The organism is Acidobacteriota bacterium, assembly GCA_030697165.1.
In the GTDB taxonomy this organism is placed as follows: Bacteria; Acidobacteriota; Vicinamibacteria; order Vicinamibacterales; family UBA2999; genus 12-FULL-67-14b.
Map to the genome: position 1 here is coordinate 241100 of JAUYQQ010000009.1, position 20010 is coordinate 261109.

18 protein-coding genes are annotated in these 20010 nt (G+C 68.6%); 5 read left to right on the forward strand and 13 right to left on the reverse strand.

All coding sequences use genetic code 11. The annotated features are described in order from the left end of the window. Positions 1-17 precede the first annotated feature (17 nt). The 13 genes from ftsA to Q8T13_09420 all read right to left on the reverse strand — a co-directional run bounded on the left by ftsA (position 18) and on the right by Q8T13_09420 (position 15334). Positions 18-1250, reverse strand: a complete 1233-nt coding sequence (gene ftsA, locus Q8T13_09360) for a cell division protein FtsA (GenBank protein ID MDP3717955.1) — start codon at positions 1248-1250, stop codon at positions 18-20. A gap of 16 nt (positions 1251-1266) precedes the next feature. Next, positions 1267-2136 (reverse strand): FtsQ-type POTRA domain-containing protein, encoded by an 870-nt coding sequence (locus tag Q8T13_09365; GenBank protein MDP3717956.1) that lies wholly within the window; start codon positions 2134-2136, stop codon positions 1267-1269. Next, positions 2136-3629: a UDP-N-acetylmuramate--L-alanine ligase gene (gene murC / locus Q8T13_09370; GenBank protein MDP3717957.1), complete on the reverse strand. Its 1494-nt coding sequence runs from the start codon at positions 3627-3629 to the stop codon at positions 2136-2138. The genes Q8T13_09365 and murC overlap by 1 nt, the downstream gene beginning before the upstream one ends. Before the next feature lie 3 nt (positions 3630-3632). Next, positions 3633-4730: an undecaprenyldiphospho-muramoylpentapeptide beta-N-acetylglucosaminyltransferase gene (gene murG / locus Q8T13_09375; GenBank protein MDP3717958.1), complete on the reverse strand. Its 1098-nt coding sequence runs from the start codon at positions 4728-4730 to the stop codon at positions 3633-3635. A 3-nt stretch (positions 4731-4733) separates the two neighbouring features. Next, positions 4734-5843 carry a putative lipid II flippase FtsW gene (ftsW, locus tag Q8T13_09380; protein ID MDP3717959.1) on the reverse strand — a complete coding sequence of 370 codons (1110 nt, stop codon included), beginning with the start codon at positions 5841-5843 and terminating at the stop codon, positions 4734-4736. Between the two features lie 352 nt (positions 5844-6195). Beyond that, entirely contained in the window at positions 6196-7554 is a 1359-nt protein-coding gene (gene murD / locus Q8T13_09385; protein MDP3717960.1) for a UDP-N-acetylmuramoyl-L-alanine--D-glutamate ligase, read from the reverse strand. Further along, entirely contained in the window at positions 7551-8636 is a 1086-nt protein-coding gene (gene mraY / locus Q8T13_09390; GenBank protein ID MDP3717961.1) for a phospho-N-acetylmuramoyl-pentapeptide-transferase, read from the reverse strand. Before mraY ends, murD begins: the two co-directional genes overlap by 4 nt. Further along, a complete protein-coding gene (gene murF, locus Q8T13_09395; GenBank protein MDP3717962.1) occupies positions 8636-10033 on the reverse strand; it encodes a UDP-N-acetylmuramoyl-tripeptide--D-alanyl-D-alanine ligase in 1398 nt (465 codons plus the stop codon). Before murF ends, mraY begins: the two co-directional genes overlap by 1 nt. After that, positions 10033-11544: a UDP-N-acetylmuramoyl-L-alanyl-D-glutamate--2,6-diaminopimelate ligase gene (locus Q8T13_09400; GenBank protein ID MDP3717963.1), complete on the reverse strand. Its 1512-nt coding sequence runs from the start codon at positions 11542-11544 to the stop codon at positions 10033-10035. The genes murF and Q8T13_09400 overlap by 1 nt, the downstream gene beginning before the upstream one ends. Continuing rightward, positions 11541-13577, reverse strand: a complete 2037-nt coding sequence (locus Q8T13_09405) for a penicillin-binding protein (protein MDP3717964.1) — start codon at positions 13575-13577, stop codon at positions 11541-11543. The genes Q8T13_09400 and Q8T13_09405 overlap by 4 nt, the downstream gene beginning before the upstream one ends. A 14-nt stretch (positions 13578-13591) precedes the next feature. Then, entirely contained in the window at positions 13592-13987 is a 396-nt protein-coding gene (locus Q8T13_09410) for a cell division protein FtsL (GenBank protein ID MDP3717965.1), read from the reverse strand. Positions 13988-13999: 12 nt separating this feature from the next. After that, entirely contained in the window at positions 14000-14893 is an 894-nt protein-coding gene (gene rsmH / locus Q8T13_09415; protein ID MDP3717966.1) for a 16S rRNA (cytosine(1402)-N(4))-methyltransferase RsmH, read from the reverse strand. Next, a complete protein-coding gene (locus Q8T13_09420) occupies positions 14894-15334 on the reverse strand; it encodes a division/cell wall cluster transcriptional repressor MraZ (GenBank protein ID MDP3717967.1) in 441 nt (146 codons plus the stop codon). It lies immediately after the preceding gene. Positions 15335-15566: 232 nt separating this feature from the next. Between Q8T13_09420 and Q8T13_09425 the strand changes: the two genes are divergently transcribed. The 5 genes from Q8T13_09425 to Q8T13_09445 are packed head-to-tail and all read left to right on the forward strand — an operon-like array spanning position 15567 to position 19994. Then, entirely contained in the window at positions 15567-16427 is an 861-nt protein-coding gene (locus Q8T13_09425; protein ID MDP3717968.1) for a glycosyltransferase family 2 protein, read from the forward strand. Between the two features lie 4 nt (positions 16428-16431). Beyond that, positions 16432-17166: a polyprenol monophosphomannose synthase gene (locus Q8T13_09430; protein ID MDP3717969.1), complete on the forward strand. Its 735-nt coding sequence runs from the start codon at positions 16432-16434 to the stop codon at positions 17164-17166. Then, on the forward strand, positions 17109-17900 hold the full coding sequence (locus Q8T13_09435) for a glycosyltransferase family 2 protein (GenBank protein MDP3717970.1): 792 nt from the start codon (positions 17109-17111) through the stop codon (positions 17898-17900). Before Q8T13_09430 ends, Q8T13_09435 begins: the two co-directional genes overlap by 58 nt. Further along, positions 17897-18904: an NAD-dependent epimerase/dehydratase family protein gene (locus Q8T13_09440; protein ID MDP3717971.1), complete on the forward strand. Its 1008-nt coding sequence runs from the start codon at positions 17897-17899 to the stop codon at positions 18902-18904. The genes Q8T13_09435 and Q8T13_09440 overlap by 4 nt, the downstream gene beginning before the upstream one ends. Then, positions 18882-19994: a DegT/DnrJ/EryC1/StrS family aminotransferase gene (locus Q8T13_09445; protein ID MDP3717972.1), complete on the forward strand. Its 1113-nt coding sequence runs from the start codon at positions 18882-18884 to the stop codon at positions 19992-19994. The genes Q8T13_09440 and Q8T13_09445 overlap by 23 nt, the downstream gene beginning before the upstream one ends. The last annotated feature ends 16 nt before the right edge of the window (positions 19995-20010 follow it).

Consider the following 20010-nt stretch of genomic DNA (forward strand, 5'->3'; position numbering starts at 1 on the left):
CACTTCACGAGATCCGGTTAGAAAAACTCTTTGAACACCGTCCGTAACCGTCCCATCACCCGCGTCAGCGCGCCGCCGCCGCTGGCGCCCGCTGCCGGCCCGCGATGGCGGGCGGCGTACAACACCAGGCCGACGGCCGTGGCAAACGCCGGGTTGCTCACGTGATCGGCCAGGCCGCCGACGCCGACCGGCGTGCCGCGCCGGATCGGCAGGTCGAAAATCTGCTCGGCAATCTCGGACATGCCCTCGAGCTGGGCGCCGCCGCCGGTCAGCACGAGGCCCGAGTTGAGCGACTTCTCGTAGCCGGCCTTGCTGATCTCGTCCCAGATCAAATGGAACATCTCCTCGGCGCGCGGCTGCAGGATGTCGGACAGGATGCGACGCGCCATCACTCGCGGCCGCCGGCCGCCGACGCTGGCCACCTCGATGGTTTCGTCTTCCTCGACCATCGACGACAACGCGCAGCCGGCCCGCCGCTTGACCTTCTCGGCGTCCGGGATGGGGGTGCGCAGGCCGACCGCGATGTCGTTGGTGAAGTGATCGCCGCCGACGGCAATCACCGCGGTGTGCCACAGGCTGCCGCGCTCGAAGATGGCCAGGTCGGCGGTGCCGCCGCCGATGTCGACTACCGCCACCCCCAGTTCCTTTTCGTCGGCGGTCAGCACGGTCTCGGACGCGGCCAGCTGACCGATCACCGTATCGATGACCTCCACGCCGGCGCGGTTGACGCAGGCGACCAGGTTCTGGGTGGCGGTCTGGCTGCCGGTGATGATGTGGACGTTGACCTCGAGCCGGGCGCCGGTCAGGCCCACCGGCGCGCCAATGCCCTCCTGCTCGTCGACCACGAAGTCCTGCGGCAGCACGTGCAGGATCTCGCGGCCTGCCGGCAGCGACACCGCCCGCGCCGCATCGATCGCACGCCGCACATCGTCGCGGGTCACCTCGCGGTTCTTGCCGGCCACCGCGACCACGCCGCGGCTGTTGAAGCCCTTGATGTGCGGACCGCTGATGGCGAGGTGCACCGAGCCGACCTCGACGCCGGCCATCAGCTCGGCTTCCTCGATCGACTTCTTGATCGATTCGACCGCCGCCTCGAGGTTGACGACCACCCCGCGCTTGAGGCCCTTCGATTCGGCCATGCCGATGCCGATGACATCGGCGCCGCCGTCTTCGAGCAGCTCGCCGACCACGGTGCACACCTTGGTCGTGCCGATGTCGAGCCCCACTACGTAGCGTTCCTGTCGTGCCACGAATCCTCCCCGTCCTCTACCGTCTCGCCGTCGCCGGCAACGCCTTGACCGGACGCACGTACAACCGTTCATCGAACCGCAAATCCACGTAGTCGATACTCGCCAGCCGCTCGCGCAGCGTCGGCTGCAGGTCGACGTACTGCTGCAGGCGGGCGGCGAAGTCGCCGTCGCCCAGCCGCAGCAGCGCCGTGTCGTCGTCGAGAATCACGACTGCGTCGTGCAGGTCCGAGACGTCGATCTGCGAGACCCGCTTGCCCAGTTCCGGCCGGGCCGCCAGCGCCGAGATGACCCGGCCGGCAAATTCAGTGCGCGCCACGTCGATCAGCGCGCCATCGCCGGACGGCGACGCGGCCAGCCCGTCGATGATCGGCAAGTCGATGTCGGCGTATGCCGGGCCGTACTCGTCAACGATCACGCCCTGGTTGTCGACCAGGTAGAGCGCCGTGCCGATGCGGCCAATGCCCATGGGCTCGCGCTCGAGCACCGTGATCTCCAGCGTCGCCGGCAACACCCGGCGAATGGTGGCGCTCTCGACCCACGGCGAGGCGAGCAGCCGCCGCTGCCATTCGCCGATCCGAATGGTCAGGATGTTCTGGCCGCGCAGCCCATCGACGAGCGCCAGCACCTCGCCGGTCGACAAGCGGTGGTGGCCGCGAACCTGCAGGTGGCTCACCTGCAAGGCCTGGGCGGCGGCCATCAGGTTCACGCCGCGGTAACCGCCGTAGCCCAGCACCGCGATCATCACCAGCAGGCGAATCGCCAGCCACGCGTGGCGCCCGGCGGACGGACGCTTGCGCGACGGCTTCACGTGGGCCCGCTTGAACCGCTTGTCGGTCTGGGCGGCGCCGGCGGCGGCGCCGGTGCCGGGTCTGGGGAGTCCCGCCATTACCGGGCCTCCCGCGGGCGGTGCCGCCGTTCGAGTTCTGCCAGTAACGCCGTTGCGAGGCCGCCAATCGACCCGGCACCCAGCGTCAACACGAGGTCGCCCGGACGCGCGAGATCGGCGACTGCGGCCGCCACGTCCTCGAGCCGCCTGACTACGTGAGCCGCCCTGGCGCGACCCGTGCTGACCGCCGCGGCCAGTGCCTCGACGGTGATGCCTGGGATCGGTTCTTCGCTGGCGGCGTAGATGTCGGTCAGCACCACTTCGTCGGCCGCCGCCAGGGCGGCACCGAACTCGGCCATCAAGTCGCGGGTGCGCGTGTAACGGTGCGGCTGGAACGCCACGACAATGCGCGCCGGACGGGCCGCGCGCGCCGCCGACAGCACGGCCGCGATCTCGGTGGGATGATGACCGTAGTCGTCAACCACACTGATGCCGTTGACGATGCCGCGCCGCTCGAAGCGCCGCTCGGCGCCGTGAAACTCCGCCAGCGCCGAGGCGATCTGCGGGAACGGCACGTCCAGCTCGAGGCCCACCGCCACGGCCGCGAGCGCGTTGCGCACGGAGTGCAGCCCGGGCACCGCCAGCGTCATCGGCCCAAGTTCAGTGGCGCGATTGGTGTGCAGGTCGCGCTGGACGACGGTGCACCGCGATCCGAAGCCTTCCAGCATGACGCCGACTGCGCTGATGTCGAATGGTCCGGCTGAAGCCGGACGCCACATGGCACCAGTGCCGGACGCATCCCCACCAATGTGGTGTCCGGCTTTAGCCGGACCATCAGCAATACCGTAGGTCACGACGCGGCGAGTGAACCGCGGCAGGACGTGCGCCAGCTCCGCATCGTCGGCGCACGCCACCACGGCGCCGTAAAACGGCACCTTGTTGGCGAAGTCGACGAACGCTTGCTGCAGGTCGGCGAAGCCGCCGTATGCGTCCATGTGCTCGCGATCGATATTCGTAATCACCGCCACCGCCGGCGAAAGCTTGAGAAACGACCGGTCGCTCTCGTCGGCCTCCGCCACCATGTATTCGCCGCGGCCCAGCCGCGCATTGCTGCCAAAGGCGCTCAGGCGCCCACCAATCACCGCCGTCGGATCCAGTCCCGCCCGCTCGAGCACCAGCGCGATCATCGAGGTCGTGCTGGTCTTGCCGTGGGCGCCGGCCACCGCGATCCCGAAGCGCAGCCGCATCAGCTCGGCCAGCATTTCGGCCCGGGGAATTACCGGGATTCGCCGCGCCTTGGCTTCGACGACCTCAGCGTTGTCCGGTCGCACCGCGGACGAGTAAACGACGACATCGGCGTTGCCGACATTGGCCGCCGCATGCCCCGCGGTCGCGACCGTCACGCCCAGCGATGCCAGCCGGTCGGTGACGCTCGAGCGCCTGGCATCCGATCCCGAGACCGCGTAGCCGAGATTGGCGAGCAGCTCGGCGATGCCGCTCATGCCAATTCCGCCGACGCCGATGAAGTGAATGCGCCGCGTCTTACCCAGCACGGTTCACTTCTTTCCCTGCCCCAACTGCTCCACCCGATCCGCAATCCGTGCCGCGGCATCGGGCCGCGCCAGCCGCCGCGCGGCCGCCGACATCCGCTGCCGCTTCGCGGGGTCGCCGATCAGCCCCGCGATCGCCGCGGCGAGCCGCGTCCCGTCCAGCTCGCGTTCTTCCAGCACCACGGCCGCTCCGGCGCGCCCGAGCACCTCGGCGTTCTTCCGCTGGTGGTCGTCGGTCGCGGTCGGCAGCGGCACCAGGACCGCCGGCCGACCCGACGCGGTCAGCTCGGCGAGGGTGGTCGCCCCGGCGCGGCAGATGACCAGGTCGGCGGCCTTCATCGCTCCGTCGATTTGGTCGATGAATGCTTCGACTCGGGCCGCGAGGCCGGCGCGGCCGTACGCGGTCCGCACCAGATCCAGATCGCGCTCACCGGTCTGGTGGGTGATCGCAAGTTCGAGCCCGGTGGCTGCCAGCCGCGACGCTGCCTCCACCATGGCCACGTTGATCGCGTGCGCGCCCTGAGAACCGCCAAAGATCAGAACCCGTGCCGCTGCGTGCGGCCTGTTGGTGAGATCATTCGCCTCCTCGTTCTGCGCCGGGAAAAATTCCGGTCGCACGGGGTTGCCGGCCACAAATCCCGTGCGGGGGAAGTACGACAGCGAGTCCTCGAAGTTCACGGCCGCGGCGCGCACCAGGCGCGCCAGCAGGCGATTGGTGATGCCCGGCACGGCGTTCTGCTCGAGCAGCATGGTCGGATAGCCGCGCACGGCCGCCAGCGCCAGCACCGGCCCCGAAGCAAATCCGCCGACGCCGATCACCACGTCGGGCCGGCGGCGCGACAACACGCGCCAGGCGTCGGCCGCGGCCGTCGGCAACAGCAGGAACCCCTGCAACCGCTCGGCGCGGCCCTTGCCCTTCAGCCCGGCGACCCGAATCAGGTCCAGGTCGAAGCCCTCGCGTGGCACCACTCTCGACTCGATGCCCTGCGCGGTCCCGACAAACGACACCTGCACCGACGGGTCGCGGCGCTGCAGCTCGCGCGCCAGCGCGATTCCCGGGTACAAGTGCCCGCCCGTCCCCCCGCCCGCGATCAGGATGCGCACCGGTCACGCCGCTCCCGTCTCCATCTGCTGGTGCTGCGAGATGTTCAGCAGCACGCCGACCGCCAGCAGGTTGATCAGCATCGACGAGCCGCCGTTGCTGACGAGCGGCAGCGGGATGCCCTTGGTCGGCACCAGGCCGAGCACGACGCTGATGTTCACGAACGCCTGCAGGACCAGCATCATCGTGATGCCCAGCGCGAGGTACGCGCCAAAGCTGTCGGGTGCGCGCAACGCCGTGCGCATGCCGCGCCAGGCGATCACGCAGAACGCTAGCACCACCATCGAGGCGCCGAGCAGGCCGGTCTCCTCGGAGATCACGGCAAAGATGAAATCGGTAAACGGTTCGGGCAGGTAGAACAGCTTCTGCACGCCGCTCATCAGGCCCTTGCCGAACACGCCGCCGGTGCCGACGGCGATCAGCGACTGGATGATCTGGAAGCCGTCGCCAAGCGGGTCGGCCCACGGGTCCATGAAGGTCAGCAGGCGGCGCCGGCGATAGTCGGCCTGCATCAGGATCACGTACAGGGCGGGCAGCGCCAGCAGCAGCCCTCCGGCAAGATACCGGTAACTGAAGCCGGCGGCGAAGATCATCACCCCCACCACCGCCAGCACCGAGACCGCGGTGCCGAAGTCGGGCTGCAGCAGGATCAGTCCGACAATGCCGCCGACTATCAGCCCGATCGGCACCAGCGAATAGCTGATCTCGTTGATCCGGTGACGGCGCCGTTCGAGCACGAGCGCGGTAAAGAAGATGGCCGCCAGCTTGGCTAGTTCCGACGGCTGAATGCCGAAGCCGCCGACGCCGAACCAGCGCCGGGTCCCATTGATCGGCCGCGAGAACAGCACCGCGACCAGCATCAGCCCGACCACGCCGAGCCCCACCCACACCAGCTTGTCGTTCTTGTAGGTGCGGTAGTCGATGCGCATCACGATCGACAGCACCGCAATACCGACGCACGCCCACATCAACTGGCGGGTCACGAACAAGTACGGCTGTTGAAAGCGCTCCAGCGCGACGAGCGCGGAGGCGCTGTAGACCATGACCACGCTGGCGCAAATCAGCGCCAACGTCGCCAGGAACAACCACTTGTCAGATTGCAGCTTCCTTGCCATACTCGCGCCCCCTCCTTTTCCGGGGGCGCCCCTGAGCGGGCCGGCTTCGCTTGCGAAGCGGGCCCAGTCGAAGGGCACTAAAGTTCGACGTTCTCGGTTCGATAACTAGCTTGCACGTCGCCTGTCCGCCGCAGTCCACGAGTTCCGCGGACGAAGGTGGAAAGCAGTCAGTAGTCGCCAGTCGTTCAGGGAATTGAGACACCAGCCTCGCAGACCGGGGCAGCCTGCGCTCCCAGCGACCAGCTCTCAATTGCCGCCAACCGGCTGACGACTACTCACCGCTCCCGCCTTCGCGCTTCGCGCTTCGGCGGGGCAAGCCCACTGAACGCGAACAATCGGCGGCGGTGCACACCTACCCTTCGGTAATCAGCCGCTGCACCTCCTCCTTGAACCGCGCGCCGCGGTCGGCGTAATCGCGAAACATGTCGAAGCTCGAACAGGCCGGCGCCAGCAGCACCACGCCGTCGGGCACCGCCAGGTCCCAGGCCCGCCGCACTGCGTCGGCAAAGTCGTCGACCTCCACCACCGGCACGACCCCGGCCAGCGCCGCGGTCACCATCGGCCGCGCCTCGCCAATTGCGACGACCGCCCGGCCGTGCGCCCGGAGCGGCGCCGCAAGATCGGCGAAATCGCCGCCCTTGTACTTGCCGCCGACAATCGCCACGACCTTGTCAAAACTTTCAATCGAGCGCGCCGCGGCCTCGACGTTGGTCGCCTTCGAGTCGTTGACGAACCGCACGCCGCCACGATGGCCCACCGGTTCCATCACGTGCTCGAGACCGGTGAACCCGTCGAGCGCCTGCGCCAGCGACGCCTCGGTGGCGCCGGCGAGGTGGCTGATCGCGGTGGCGGCGACGACGTTGCTCAACATGTGGTGGCCGGCGAGCTGCACGGCCGCCAGCGGCAGCAGCGGCACGTCGCCCTCCGAGGTGCGGTGCCAGACGAACCCGCGATCGGCATGGACCTCGGCGCCATCGGGATGGTCAACGGCGTAGCGCACCACCTGCGCCCGTGTCTCGGCCATCGCCAGCGCCGCGGCGTTGTCGGCGTTCACGACCGCCCAGTCGTGCGGCTGCTGGTTGGCGAAGATCCGCGCCTTGGCCGCGGCGTAAGACGCCTCGTCCGGATGGCGATCGAGGTGGTCGGGCGAGAAGTTCAGCAGCGCCGCAATCCACGGCCGGAACGTGTCGGTCGCCTCGAGCTGGAAGCTGCTGGCTTCAATCACGTGGACGGTGTCTGCGGTCGAGTCCTCGACCTGCGCGCTCACCGGGTAGCCGATGTTGCCGCCCACGAGCACCCGCCGGCCCGCCGCCGCGAGCATGCGGCCGACCAGCGTGGTCGTGGTCGACTTGCCCTTGGTGCCGGTGATGGCGACGATCGGTCCGCGCAGCCAGCGCGAGGCCAGCTCGAGCTCGCCGATGACCGGGATGCCGAGCGAGCGGGCGCGCCGCACTTCCGGCAGGTCGAGCGGCACGCCCGGGCTCATGACCACAAGGGTCGCGGCTTCGAACGACCGCAGCAGGTGCCCGCCAAGCTCCAGGCGCACCCCGGCCGCAGCGAGGTCGGCGGCCGCGGGAATGTCCGGCTTGCGATCGGTCAGCGTGACCGTGGCGCCGCGGCGCGCGAGCAGGCGGGCGGCGGCGACACCGCTCCTGGCGGCGCCCACGACCAGCACCGGTAAGCCGCTCACCGAAAAAGCAGGCGTCGTCATCTCAGCTTCAACGTCGTCAGGCTGAACAGGGCGAACAGGATGGCGATGATCAGGAACCGGGTGATCACTTTGGGCTCCGCCCATCCGCTCAGCTCGAAGTGGTGGTGCAGCGGCGCCATCTTGAAGACGCGCTTGCCGCGCAGCTTGAACGACGCCACCTGGATCACGACCGAGGCGGCCTCGATTACGAAGACGCCGCCGACGATCACTAGCAGCAGCTCCTGCTTGATCAGGATCGCGACGGTGGCGATCGCGCCACCGAGGGCCAGCGAGCCCACGTCGCCCATGAAGATCTCGGCTGGGTGCGCGTTGTACCAGAGGAAGCCGAGGCTGGCGCCGACCAGCGCGCCGCAGAAGATGGTCAACTCGCCCGCCGGCGCGAAGCGCACCAGCAGCAGGTACTCAGCAAACACGCGATGGCCGGTGATGTACGCCAGCGCCGTGAACGCCGCCGCCGCCACCGCGAACGTGCTGATGGCCAGGCCGTCGAGACCGTCGGTCAGGTTCACGGCGTTGCTCCAGGCCACCAGCACGAAGGCGGCGAAGGGCACGTAGAACCAGCCGAGATCGGGAATCAGCTGCTTGAAGAACGGGAAGATCAAGCGCGTGTTGTAGAGGTTGCGATCGGCCAGCCACATCAGCACCAGGCCGACGATCACGCCGACCAGCACCTGCAGGCCGAACTTGTAGCGCGGCGCCAGGCCGCCCGAGGAACGGCGGGTGACCTTGAGGTAGTCGTCGAGAAAGCCAATGCCGCCGAAGGCCGCGGTCGTGACGACGGCGATCCAGATGTAGATATTGGTGAGATCGGCCCACAGCAAGGTGGGCACGAGCGCCGCCGCGAGGATCAACAGGCCGCCCATGGTCGGCGTGCCGGCCTTCGCGCGGTGCGATTCCGGTCCCTCCTGGCGGATGACCTGACCGATCTGAAACTCACGCAGCCGGCGGATCAGCCACGGCCCCAGCACCAGGCTGACGACCAGCGCGGTCATGCTCGCCGCCGCCGTCCGGAACGTGATGTAGCGCGCCACGTTGAAGACGGGAATCTCCGGGTAGAACGAGAGGAGGAGGTGATACAGCATTAGCTGAACACCGCCTTGAGCTGGTCGACCACGAGATCGGTGCGGGTGCCCCGCGACCCCTTGACGAGCACCACGTCACCGGCCGCGATCTGACCCGGGATCGCCGCGGCGGCATCGGTGCTGTTGTCGAAATGCATCACCGTGCCCGCCGCCAGGCCGGCGGCGACCGCCGCCTCGCCGAGCGCGCGGGCGGACGGGCCGCCGACGGTGAACAGGCGCGCCAGCCGGCTGGCGGCCGCGACGCGGCCGCACTCCTGGTGCAGCGTCGCCGACAGATCGCCAAGTTCCAGCATCTCGCCGACCACCGCAATCCGGCGCGTCGCCCACGAGCGCGACACCACCTCCAGCGACTGCGTGAGCGCCGACGGGCTCGAGTTGTAGGAATCGTCGATGACAGTAACGCCCTTCGGCAGCTTCACCAGCGCGCCCCGCTTCGACGAGGGCGTCAGCCGTGACGCGGTGTCGACGATGTGATCGAGATCGACGTGCATGTGCAGCGCCACCGCCGCACCCGCCAGCACGTTCATCAGGTTGCCGCGGCCGAGCAACGGCACGCGCAGGTCGCGCTCGCCGGCCGGCGTAATCAGGCGGCTCCTGGTGCCGTCGAGCCCGAGGTCTTCGACGTCAACCGCGCGCACGTCGGCCCGCGGCGACAGCCCGAATCGGATCTGGCGGCCGGGGAATGCGCCGCTGCGCGCCATCACGCGCTCGTCGTCGGCGTTGGCCACCAGCACGGTCTGCTCGCCGGCGCCTTCGAGGATTTCGGCCTTGGCGTCGGCAATGCGATCGGCTGAGCCGAAATGACCGATGTGGGCTTCGCCGACATTGGTCCACACGCGCACCTCCGGCGTGGCCACGTCGACCAGCACCCGGATTTCGCCCGCGTGATTCATGCCCAGCTCCATCACCGCCACATCCGCCCCATGCCTCAGTTCCAGCAACGACAGCGGCAACCCCAGGTGGTTGTTGAGGTTGCCCTGGTTCTTCACCACCCGGTGCGTGCTGCCGAGCAGCTCCGCGATCACGTCCTTGGTCGTGGTCTTCCCGGCACTGCCGGTAATGGCCACGACCGTCGCTCCCGACTCGCGCCGCACGTGCCGCGCGAGGTCCTGCAATCCGCGCGTGGTGTCGGCCACCTCGATGACGAACGACTCGCTGTCGTCCGGCAAAGTCACGGGCCGGCTGACCACCACGCCGGCCGCGCGCCGCCGCGCCGCCGCACCGACAAACTCGTGACCGTCGCGCGCCGCACCAATCGCGAAGAACAGGTCACCGGTCGCCAGCGTGCGGCTGTCGATCGAGAACCCGGTCACGTAGTGGTCGCTGTCGCCAGCCACCAGGCGGCCGCTCATCGCCGCCGCCAACGTGCCGGCCGCGAGCGGTATGGCTGCCGCCACTAATTGCCCTTCGCGCCGGCGCGCCGCTTCGCCAACGCCGCTCGCGCCACCTCGCCGTCGTCGAACGGCAGCACCCGGTCGCCGATCTGCTGGTACTTCTCGTGCCCCTTGCCGGCGATCAGCACGACGTCACCGGACTCGGCCATGGCGATCGCGCGGTCGATGGCCTCGGCGCGGTCGACCACCGACACCACGGTCGGCGTCCGCGACTGGCTGCCGGCAGAAATGCCGCGCTCGATCTCCTCGATGATTCGCTTCGGGTCTTCACTTCGCGGGTTGTCCGACGTGATCACCACGACGTCGCTCAACCGGGCGGCGACCATGCCCATCAGCGGCCGCTTGGAACGATCGCGATCGCCCCCGCAGCCAAACACCGTGACCAGGCGCCGCGCGCCCAGCGGGCGCGCGGTCTCGAGCAGGTTGCGCAGCGCGTCGTCGGTATGGGCGTAGTCGACCACCGCGGTCACGTCGTCGCCGGCCGCCGAGACCACTTCGAAACGGCCCGGCACGCCGGCCAGCCCGGCGACGCCGCGTTCGATGGCGTCGATCGGCACGTCCAGCGAGAGCGCGGTGGCGGTGGCGGCGAGGATGTTGTAAACGTTCGGCCGGCCGACCAGCTTCGACTGGATGTGGACCGTGCCTTGGGGAGTGGTCACGTCGAAGCGCAGACCGGTGAGCGTCATTGCCACCGGGCCGGGACGCACGTCGGCGGCCGCGGTGATTGCGTACGTCACCGGACGGCCGCAGATCTCGACCAGCGAGGCGCCGCGCGGGTCGTCCAGGTTGACGACGCCGGGGGCATCGCGCGGCAGCATCTCGAACAGCCGCCGCTTGGCGGCGAAGTACGCCTCCATGTCTTCGTGGAAGTCGAGGTGATCGCGGGTGAGGTTACTGAACACGCCGGCCGCGAATCGCATGCCGTCCACCCGCTTCAGTGACAGCGCATGTGACGACACCTCCATGACCGCCGAGCGGTTGCCGTGGCTCAGCATCTCGCTCAGCAGCTGCTGGACGTCGGGCGCCTCGGGAGTGGTCCGCGAGGCCTCGCGGTCTTCGCCGCCGATGCGATAGGCGACCGTGCCCAGCATGCCGGCGCGCAGGCCCGCTTCGTCGAGCATCGCGGTGAGCAGGTAGGCCGTGGTGGTCTTGCCGTTGGTGCCGGTGACCCCGATCACCGGCATGCGGCGGCTCGGGTGGTCGAAGCAGCGATCCGCGAGCAAGGCCAGCGCCAGGCGCGCATCGCGCACCACGATCCACGGCACGGCGATGCCGGCCGGCGCGGCGGCTTCGGCGACCACGGCTTGCGCGCCCCTGGCGATGGCTTGCTCGGCGAAAGCGACCCCGTCGGCCTTCTGTCCCTTGAGCGCTACGAACAACGCCGCCGGCGCGACCCGCCGCGAGTCGTAGGCAATGGCCGAGAGCGGCCGGGCCACGGCGGCGCCGGCCAGCCCGGCCGGCAGTGGCTCGACCAGCAACGGCCGCAAGGTGTCGATCGCGTCAGTGAGGGTCACCGCGGATCTCCAATGACCGAAGCCGGTCGCGGGGGCGGGCGGCGATTGAGGATTAGGGAGCAGGCGCCGCCTGGCTCGATCGGCGAGCCCGGGGCGGGGTCCTGTTCGATGACAACGCCGGCGCCTTCCATGCGCGCGGTCAGGCCCAGGCGGGCCAGTTCGCGAAGCGCGTCACGGGCGCTCAGGCCGCGCAGGTCGGGCAGACCACCGCCGTCGGTCATGTTGGCCGTCATGGTCACGATCGACCGGGCCATCGGCGCCGCGGTGGCCGTCACCGGGTTGTCGCCGCGGCGGGCAATCAGCACCGGCGGCGGCTGGTTGACGGTCGGGGTCACGCCCAGAATGCGCAGGCTGGCGTCGGCAATGCGCTTGAAGATCGGCGCTGCGATCGCGCCACCGGTGTCGCCGCCAACGCGCGGCGAATCGACCATCACGATCAAGGTCATCACCGGGTTGCGCGACGGCACGAAGCCGACGAACGAGACGTTCTGCTGCGACGCCGAGTAGCGGCCGTTCACCAGCTTGTCGGCGGTGCCGGTCTTGCCGGCCACCGTGAAGTTGACCAGCCGGGCGGCCTTGGCGGTGCCGGCGCTGACGACGCCTTCCATGATCGAGGTGAGCGTCGCGGCCGTTTCGGGAAGAATGGCGCGCCGCACGGCCTTGGGCCGCACCGGCGTGCGCACACCGCCCTTGACGGTGGCGCGCACGACGTGCGGTTCGTACAACGTGCCGCCGTTGGCGATCACGCTCGCGGCCGCCGCCATCTGCAGCGGCGTCACTCCGATCTGGTAGCCCATCGACACCGACGCCAGCGCGCTGTCGTTCAGCTTCGAGGCGCTCCAGACAATGCCCGGGCTCTCGCTTGGAAAGTCGGGCGACGACGGCCGGCCGAAACCAAAGCGGCGGATATACAGGCCCATCCGCTCGGGCCCGACCTTGAGGCCGACCTTGATCGCGCCGACGTTGCTCGACTTGACGATCACGTCGTTGAACGACAGTGGCCCGTAGCGGTACATGTCTTTGATCACGCGGCTGCCGAACCGGATCATCCCGGCGCTCACGTCGATGACCTCGTCGGGCGTCACCACCTTCTCTTCAATGGCCGCCGACGCGGTCACCAGCTTGAAGGTCGAGCCGGGCTCGTACAGGTCCTGCACGCCGCGATTACGCAGCGCGTCGCCGGCGCCGGCCCACTGGTTCGGGTTGAACGTCGGCCAGCTCGCCATGGCCAGGATCTCGCCGGTGTGCGGGTCCATCGCCACCACGGTGCCGCCATCGGCGCGGGCTGCCTGGACGCCGTCCCGCAACTCGCGCTCGACGATGAACTGCAGCTGTTCATCGATGGTGAGTTCCAGCGAGCCGCCGGTCGTGGGCGGGCGATCGAGCCGGCTGAAGGCCCGGCCGCGCGCGTCGGTCTGCACCAGCATGGTGCCCTCGCGGCCGCGCACGGTCTTGTCGTAGGTGGCTTCGAGACCGTGCAGGCCGGCATTGTCGGTGCCGACGTAGCCGAGCAAGTGGGCGGCGAGCTCGCGGTTCGGATAGAACCGCTTGCTCTCTTTCATGAAGCCGATGCCCTTCATCGCGAGCGCGGCCACCCGCTTGGCCTCGAGTGGAGTGGCCCGGCGCTTGACGTATTGGAACGAGGTGAGTGAGCCGTTCTTGCGCTTGCGGCCGAGGCGGTCGACCAGTTGCTCGCGTTCAGGCTTGCCGCATTGATCGAAGGCCGCGCACAACTGCGCGGCCGCGGCGGCGTGGTCGGCGATATCGGTCGGGACGGCGTAGATAGTGTCGGCATCGACACTGTAGGCGAGCAGGCGGCCGTGGCGGTCGACGATCTCGCCGCGCTTGCCGGGCGTCTTCTGGGTCTCCGACTGCTGGCGTTCGGCGCGCGCCGACAGCTCCTCGAACTGCACCACCTGGAGCACGATCAGGCGGACTTCAATGGCCACCACCCAGCACGCCAGCACGACGGCCGCCACCATGAGGCGGCGCCTGAGCACCGGACGCCAATTGAGGTCAGGCTGGACGGCCACGGCTGTTTACGTCCTTACCGGCTGGCCACGACGGAACGGTCGGGCGCCGGCGCGGGCAACACCCGTTCCAGGACCACGGCTTCAGTCTCGCCGGGGCTCACCATGCCGAGACGCTCGGTCGCGAGTTTCTCGATGCGCTGCGGCGCGCGCAGCGTTTCCATCTCGAGCCGCAGGTGCCGGTTGATGTCGTTCTCGGCAGCGCGGTCGCGCTGCATCTGTTCGAGCCGGTAGCCGTGGCGCAGCAGCTCGAAGTGCTGCCAGGCCGAGAACAGCAGCACCATGACCAGGACCACGCCGACGCCGAGCGACATCCACAGGTCGCGGAGGCGCCGTTCGTCCACCTCGCGCACGATCTGGTTGTTGCGGAAGTCCTTGCGAATTTCGTATTCGAAGGTTCCTTTCTTGTCCATCGCCCCTCCCCGTTACCTGATTCGCACCGCCGCGCGCAGCTTGGCGCTGCGCGCCCGCGGGTTGACGGCCGCCTCGGCGTCGCCCGCGATGACCGGGTGCTTGGTCAGCACCTTGATCGCGGCGTCGTCGCCCCGTGCCAGGTCGCGCAACGTGTGCTTCACCACCCGGTCTTCCAGTGAGTGAAACGAGATCATCGCGAGTCGCCCCCCGACCTGCAGCCGCGAGGCCGCCCGGCCGATAAACGCATCGAGTTCATCCAGCTCGCGGTTGACCCAGATGCGTAGCGCCTGGAAGGTGCGCGTCGCCGGGTCGATCCGCTGCCAGCCGCGTGCCGCCACTCCGCGCCGCACGATCTCCGCCAGCCGCCCGGTGGTCGTGATCGGCGACTGCCCGCGCGCCATGACGATGGCGCGCGCCACTTGCCGCGACCGCCGTTCCTCGCCGAAGCGATAGATCACGTCGGCCAGTTCCGTTTCGTCGACCCGGTCGAGCAGGTCGGCGGCGGTCTCGCCGCGGCTGCGGTCCATCCGCATGTCCAGCGGCTCGTCGCGCTTGAAGCTGAAACCGCGGCCGTCCGCGTCCAGCTGCATCGACGACACGCCGAGGTCGGCGAGCAGGCCCGCCACCTCGATGAGTCCCTGCGCGTCGAGCACCTCGGCCACCTCGCGGTAGTCGGCGTGCACGAACGTGACGCGGTCGCCGAACTCCGCCAGCGACTCCTTCGCGATCGCGATCGCATCCGTGTCGCGATCGATCCCAATCACGCGGGTCGCGCCGCTCTCGAGCAGCATGCGCGAGTGCCCGCCGAGACCGAGCGTGCAGTCGACGAACGTGCCGCCGCGCCCGGGTTCGAGCAGCGTCCGCACCTCGTCGAGCAGAACCGGAACGTGCGTTGCTCGCTCCACCTAGATCCCGAAATCGGAAAGGGCACGCGCGTCGTCATCGGTGAACGGCTCGGTGAGCAGTCGGGCGACGAAGCGTTCGTGGTTCCAGACCTCGAGATAGTTTTGTTGCCCCAGCACGTCGACCTCGCCCGTCATGAGGGCGCTGTCGCGCAGCCGGGGCTGGATCAGGACGCGCCCTTGCGGGTCGAGTTCCGCGACCTGGCCGTAAAAGTTCACGCGGTCGAGGTACTTCTGCCGCGCGGGGTGGGTGGAGGGCATCTGCCCGATGCGGCGCTCGATGTCGAGCCATACCGGCATTGGATAGATGCGTACAGACTGCCCCGTCAGGCTCGTCACGAACAGTTCCGGGCCGTGATCCTTCTGGATCACGGCGCGAAAGCCGTTCGGGACCTTGAGCCGGCCCTTGTCGTCAATTTTCGCCGGCGAGTTACCCCGGAGCACGGTTATCTCTCCACTTCACTCCACAAAAATCCACTCGGATAGTAGACGGGCCTAACGGTCTTGTCAACGCGCAAGTGCTTCAAATGATTAGCTGTCTATCGTTTACGCCTTTGTTTCGCCAACAAGACGAAGGTGTGTCAAATTTTTGACTACCACCGAAAGCGGACAGGGGAGGGCGGGGGTCGCATGCTACGATTGCCGGTTCCTGACCGCAAATATTTTTCTTCATCCGATGGCCGAGCCCCAGAACGTCACCATCGTGGTCCCCGCCTTCAACGAGCGGGAGAGCATTGCTGCCGTCGTCACGAGCCTGCTCGCGGCAGCGCCCTGGCGCGAGGTGCTGGTGGTGGACGATGGCTCGACCGACGGGACGGGGACGGCGGCGGCGGCGGCCGGCGCCCGCGTCGTGACCCATCCCTACAACAAGGGCAACGGCGCCGCGGTGAAGTCGGCGATTCGCGCGGCCACCGGCGAGTGGCTGGTGATCGTCGACGGCGACGGCCAGCACCGCGCCGCCGACGCGATGCGGCTGGTCGCGCGACTGGGCGACTACGACCTGGTGATCGGCGCCCGCTCGGCCGACAGCCAGGCCACCACCGGCCGGCGGATCGGCAACGCGGTGCTCAACTGGCTGGCCACCTACCTGACCGAGCGGCCGATCCCCGATCTCACCTCGGGATTCCGGGCGGCGCGACGCGAATACCTGCTCGAGTTCATTCACCTGCTCCCGAACGGCTTCTCGACACCGACGACGACCACGCTCGCCTTCATCAAGGCCGGATACAATGTGGCGTTCGAGCCCGTCGGCGCGTTGCCGCGGGTCGGCACCTCGAAGATCCGGCTGGCCAGCGACGGCGCGAAGTTCCTGTTGATCTTGTTGAAGGTCATCACCATCTTCAGCCCGCTCAGGATTTTTGCCCCGGTCGGTGCGGCAGCGTTCGCGCTCGGCTTTGGGTACGGGCTCTGGAACTTTGCGTATCACGATCGCATTCCCAATGGCGCGGTGTTATTGCTGATGTTCTCGGTAATGGTCATGCTCGTCGGGCTGGTGTCGGAGCAGGTCGCGTCGTTGCGCTTCGAAGGGCGGCGATAGCGGGATGAAGACGCTGGTCCTGGTCCCGACCTACAACGAACGGGAGAACCTGCCAATCCTCGTTGCCGACATCCTGGCGGTGCCGGGCACCGAGGTCATGGTGCTCGACGATCAGTCGCCCGACGGCACCGGCGCGGTGGCCGACGCGCTGGCGGCGCAGTATCCCGGGCGGGTGCGCGTGCTGCATCGCCGCGGACCGCGGGGCCTGGGGGTCTCGTACCTGGAAGGGTTCCGCCACGCGATCGCCGGCGATGCCGACCTGGTCTGCCAGATGGACGCCGACCTGTCGCACGATCCGAAGTACCTGCAGGCAATGATCCAGCTGGCCACCGACGGCGCCGACCTCGTGATCGGCTCGCGCTACCTGAACGGCATCAGCGTCGTCAACTGGCCGCTGCGCCGCATCATCCTCAGCTCGTTCGCGAATTTCTACATCCGCACGGTGACCGGTCTCGGCCTTCGCGACATCACCACCGGCTATCGCTGCTGGCGCCGCACCTCGCTGGCCCGGTTGCCGCTCGATCAGATCGTGTCCGAGGGCTACGCCTTCCTGCTCGATGTCACGTTCATGGCGGCCAACGCCGGCCTGCGCATTGTCGAATCGCCGATCATCTTCATCGAACGCCGCCAGGGGGCGTCGAAGCTGTCGAGCGGCGTGCTGCTCGAGTCGTTGATCACGCCGTGGAAGCTGATCTTGCGGCACGGCCGGGTCGGACGACCTCCGGGGGGACCGCGCTAGTGGCGGCGCCGCCCAGCCTGAGCGTGTTCTTTCCCGCCTACAACGACGCCGGCACCATCGCGAGCCTGGTGATCAGCGCGGTGCAGGTCGCCGGCACGCTGACCCCTGATTTCGAAGTAATCGTCATCAACGACGGCAGCCAGGACGACACGCCGCGCATTCTCGACGAGCTGGCGCGGGTGTATCCGGAGCGCGTGCGCATCGTGCACCACGCCCACAACCGCGGCTACGGCGGCGCGCTGCGCTCGGGGTTCGCCGCGGCGACGAAGGACTGGGTGTTCTACACCGACGGCGATGCGCAGTACGATCCGGCGGAGATGGTCCTGCTCTGGCAGCAGATGCGCGACGGCGTGGACTGGGTCAACGGCTGGAAAATCAGCCGCTCGGACCCGCTGCACCGCATCGTGATCGGCCGTCTCTACCACCATTTCGTGAAGCTGCTGTTCGGGTTGAAGGTCCGCGACGTCGATTGCGACTTCCGGCTGATGCGGCGTAGCATCTTCGACGTGGTCCGGCTCGAAAAAGACAGCGGGGTGATCTGCCTGGAGATGATGAAGAAGTTCCAGGACGCCGGCTTCCGGGTCGCCGAAACGCCGGTGCGTCACTTCCATCGCGCCCACGGCAAGTCCCAGTTCTTCAACTTTCCGCGGATCGCCCGCACCCTCGCCGACGTGTTCAAGCTGTGGTGGGCGCTGGTGATTCGCCGCGAGCACCTCAAGGATCGGCCGCGATGACGCCGCCGGACTTCTACCGCGGCCGGCGGGTGATGATCACCGGCGGGCTCGGCTTCATCGGCAGCAACCTGGCGCACCGCCTGGTCGGGCTCGGCGCCGACGTGCTGCTGGTCGACTCGCTGATCCCCGATTACGGCGGCAACCTCTTCAACCTCAGCGGTATCGAGTCGAGGGTGCGCGTGAACGTGGCCGACGTGCGGCAGGCCAGCACCATGAACTACCTGGTCCGCGATCGCGAGGTGATCTTCAACCTCGCCGGCCAGGTGAGCCACATCGACAGCATGCGCGACCCGCACACGGATCTCGACATCAACTGCCGCAGCCAGCTGACGCTGCTCGAAGCGTGCCGCCATCACAACCCGGCGGCCAAGGTGGTCTACGCCAGCACCCGCCAGATCTACGGACGCCCCGACACCTTGCCGGTGACCGAACGGCAGCTCGTCAGGCCCACCGACGTCAACGGGATCAACAAGGCCGCCGGCGAGTACTACCACCTGGTCTACAACAATGTGTTCGGCGTGCGCGCGTGCGCCCTGCGCCTGACCAACGTCTACGGCCCGCGCCAGCTGCTGCGGCACAACCGCCAGGGATTCATCGGCTGGTTCATCCGCCTCGTGCTCGAGGACCGCGAAATCGAAGTGTTCGGCGACGGCTCGCAGGTGCGCGACTTCGTCTACGTGGACGATGCGGTGGAGGCGTTCGTCGCGGCCGGCGCCAGCGACGCCGTGAACGGCGAAGCCTTCAACGTGGGCGGCGACGAACACCTCGCGCATCGCGACCTGGTCGCCCTGCTCGTCGAGCTGGCGGGCCAGGGCCGCTACCGCTTCGTCGACTGGCCGCCGGAGAAGAAGGTGATCGACATCGGCAGCTTCTACGCCGACTCGACGCTGTTCATGACCCGCACCGGCTGGGCGCCGACGGTGCGGCTGCGTGACGGCTTCGCGCGGACACTGGCGTACTACCGCGCGCACATGGCCCACTATGTCGACCCTGGTTCCGTTTAACGCGCTCCGTCCAGGCGCCGACGCCGCCGTCGTCCGGGCCGCGATCGATCGCGTGATTGCGAGCGGCTGGTTCGTGCTGGGACCGGAGGTCGAGGCGTTCGAGGCCGAGTTCGCCGCTGCCAGCCAGGCGCCTTACGCGGTCGGCGTCGGCACGGGCACCGACGCGATCACCCTGATCCTGCGCGCACTCGACATCGGGCCCGGCGATGAAGTGATCACGCCGCCGCTGTCGGCCGCGTATTCGGCGCTCGCGGTGATGATGGCCGGCGCCCGGCCGGTGTTCGCCGACATCGATCCCGAGCGCCTGACCCTGGATCCGCGCGCCGCGGAAGCGGCCATCACCTCGCGCACGAAGGCGATCATGCCGGTGCACCTGTACGGGCAGGCGGCGGACATGCTCGCGTTTGCGGCCATCGCTGCGCGGCATGGCCTCGCGCTCGTCGAGGACGCGGCGCAGGCACACCTCGCGACGGCCGGCGGCCAGCCGGTCGGCACCATCGGCATTGCCGGCGCGACCAGTTTTTATCCGACGAAGAATCTCGGCGCCCTCGGTGACGGTGGCGCCGTGCTCACGCGCGACGCGCAGCTCGCCGCGCGCATCAAGCGGCTGCGCAACGGCGGCCAGACGTCGCGCTATCACCACCTCGAAGCCGGCGCCAACAGCCGCCTCGACGAAATGCAGGCCGCCATCTTGCGAGCGCGCTTGCCACTGCTGCCGGGCTGGACGGCGCGGCGCCGCGCGATTGCGGCCGGCTATCGGGCCGCCGCCGTGCCGCAATCGCTGACGGTGCCGCGCCAGTTCGACGAAGGGCACGTCTACCACCTGTTCCCGGTACTGACGCCGGACCGCGATGCTTTCCAGGCCCACTGCACGGCCCAAGGCGTCGAAACGCTGATCCATTACCCGGTGCCCATCCCCCGGCAGCCGGCGCTTGCCCCAACCAGCCCAGCCATGTGCCCGGTGGCCGACCGCATTTGCCACGAAGTCGTGTCGTTGCCGATGTATCCGGGCCTGTCAGACGACCAGGTGGCGGCGGTTGCGCAGGCGTTTTCGTCGTTTAACGGCCGAGACGGCCGCACCGGCGTCTGAATCAGCAAGGGCGTAT

Bases quoted from the DNA above. Each gene is read 5' to 3' on its own strand.
- Q8T13_09430 (MDP3717969.1), top strand. From the start codon at position 16,432: ATGAAGACGCTGGTCCTGGTCCCGACCTACAACGAACGGGAGAACCTG.
- murD (MDP3717960.1), bottom strand. From the start codon at position 7,554: ATGACGACGCCTGCTTTTTCGGTGAGCGGCTTACCGGTGCTGGTCGTG.
- Q8T13_09410 (MDP3717965.1), bottom strand. From the start codon at position 13,987: ATGGACAAGAAAGGAACCTTCGAATACGAAATTCGCAAGGACTTCCGC.
- Q8T13_09425 (MDP3717968.1), top strand. From the start codon at position 15,567: ATGGCCGAGCCCCAGAACGTCACCATCGTGGTCCCCGCCTTCAACGAG.
- mraY (MDP3717961.1), bottom strand. From the start codon at position 8,636: ATGCTGTATCACCTCCTCCTCTCGTTCTACCCGGAGATTCCCGTCTTC.
- Q8T13_09440 (MDP3717971.1), top strand. From the start codon at position 17,897: ATGACGCCGCCGGACTTCTACCGCGGCCGGCGGGTGATGATCACCGGC.
- Q8T13_09445 (MDP3717972.1), top strand. From the start codon at position 18,882: ATGTCGACCCTGGTTCCGTTTAACGCGCTCCGTCCAGGCGCCGACGCC.
- Q8T13_09365 (MDP3717956.1), bottom strand. From the start codon at position 2,136: ATGGCGGGACTCCCCAGACCCGGCACCGGCGCCGCCGCCGGCGCCGCC.
- ftsW (MDP3717959.1), bottom strand. From the start codon at position 5,843: ATGGCAAGGAAGCTGCAATCTGACAAGTGGTTGTTCCTGGCGACGTTG.